Raw genomic sequence first — 1,166 nt, forward strand, 5'->3', positions numbered from 1 at the left:
GGGTCTCGGGTCGCCCCTCCGCCGCCTGGGCCGTGGGGACCAGGAGGGCTCCCACCAGAAGTCCCGCGCAAAAAGTGAGACGTACTGGACCCATCGTGACACCTCCGCCTACCAGGAGACGCCCGACGGCCTGGCCCCGCATCCGCCGCGGCCCCCACGCTGCTCCGAACGGGTGACCGGGTGGCTGAATGGCCGGGTGACCGGGTGACCGGGTGACCGGGTGGCCGGGTGGCCGGGTGACCCTCAGACGCGCTCGACGAGGTCCGCGATCGAGTCGACGACGTGGGACGGCCGGAACGGGAAGCGGTCGACGTCCTTCGGCCGGGTGACGCCGGACAGGACCAGGAACGTCCGCATCCCGGCCTCCATGCCCGCGAGCACGTCGGTGTCCATACGGTCGCCGATCATGGCCGAGGTCTCCGAGTGGGCGCCGAGCGCGTTCAGCCCGGCGCGCATCATCAGCGGGTTGGGCTTGCCGACGAAGTACGGCTTCCTGCCGGTCGCCGCGGTGATCAGCGCCGCGATCGAGCCGGTGGCGGGCAGGGCTCCCTCGGCGGAGGGGCCGACGTTGTCCGGGTTGGTGGCGATGAACCGGGCACCGTCGTTGATCAGGCGCACGGCCTTCGTCATGGCCTCGAAGGAGTACGTCCGGGTCTCGCCCAGGATCACGAAGTCGGGGGCGTGGTCGGTCAGGATGTAGCCGATGTCGTGCAGCGCGGTCGTCAGCCCGGCCTCACCGATGACGTAGGCGCTGCCGCCGGGCCGCTGGTCGTCGAGGAACTGCGCCGTGGCCAGGGCAGAGGTCCAGATGTTCTCCTCCGGTACGTCCAGCCCCATGCGTCCCAGCCGGGCGCGCAGGTCGCGCGGGGTGTAGATCGAGTTGTTGGTGAGCACCAGGAACGGCCGACCGGACTCCCGCAGCTTCTTCAGGAAGGCGTCGGCGCCGGGGATCGGAACACCCTCGTGGATCAGGACACCGTCCATGTCGGTGAGCCACGACTCGATGGGCTTGCGGTCTGGCATGTGTGGGTCTCCTGCCGTTCCTGCCGTACGCGGGCGTGCGTGAGCCCCAGCGTAACCAGTGCCCGGATCTTGCCGAAACGGTCCGGCTCCCCGCGTACCGGTACTGCGCCGTACCGCGCGCCCGGGAGGGCGCGGGCGGGTCA

The 1,166-nt window shown here is 70.7% G+C and carries 2 protein-coding genes; one reads left to right on the forward strand and one right to left on the reverse strand.

Features of this window, described 5'->3' with window-relative positions; all coding sequences use genetic code 11:
- A partial coding sequence (locus C1I97_RS40860) for a hypothetical protein (RefSeq protein WP_220040902.1) occupies positions 1–208 on the forward strand: 208 nt, incomplete at its 5' end.
- Positions 209–243: 35 nt separating this feature from the next.
- On the opposite strand, the gene C1I97_RS37600 is transcribed toward C1I97_RS40860, so the two are convergent.
- Positions 244–1,023: an HAD-IIA family hydrolase gene (locus tag C1I97_RS37600; RefSeq protein WP_111007329.1), complete on the reverse strand. Its 780-nt coding sequence runs from the start codon at positions 1,021–1,023 to the stop codon at positions 244–246.
- Positions 1,024–1,166 lie beyond the last annotated feature (143 nt).

The organism is Streptomyces sp. NTH33 (genome assembly GCF_003236365.1).
Taxonomy (GTDB): Bacteria; Actinomycetota; Actinomycetes; order Streptomycetales; family Streptomycetaceae; genus Streptomyces.

Excerpts from the sequence above, each read along its gene's own strand:
- C1I97_RS37600 (WP_111007329.1), bottom strand. The coding sequence starts at position 1,023 with ATGCCAGACCGCAAGCCCATCGAGTCGTGGCTCACCGACATGGACGGT.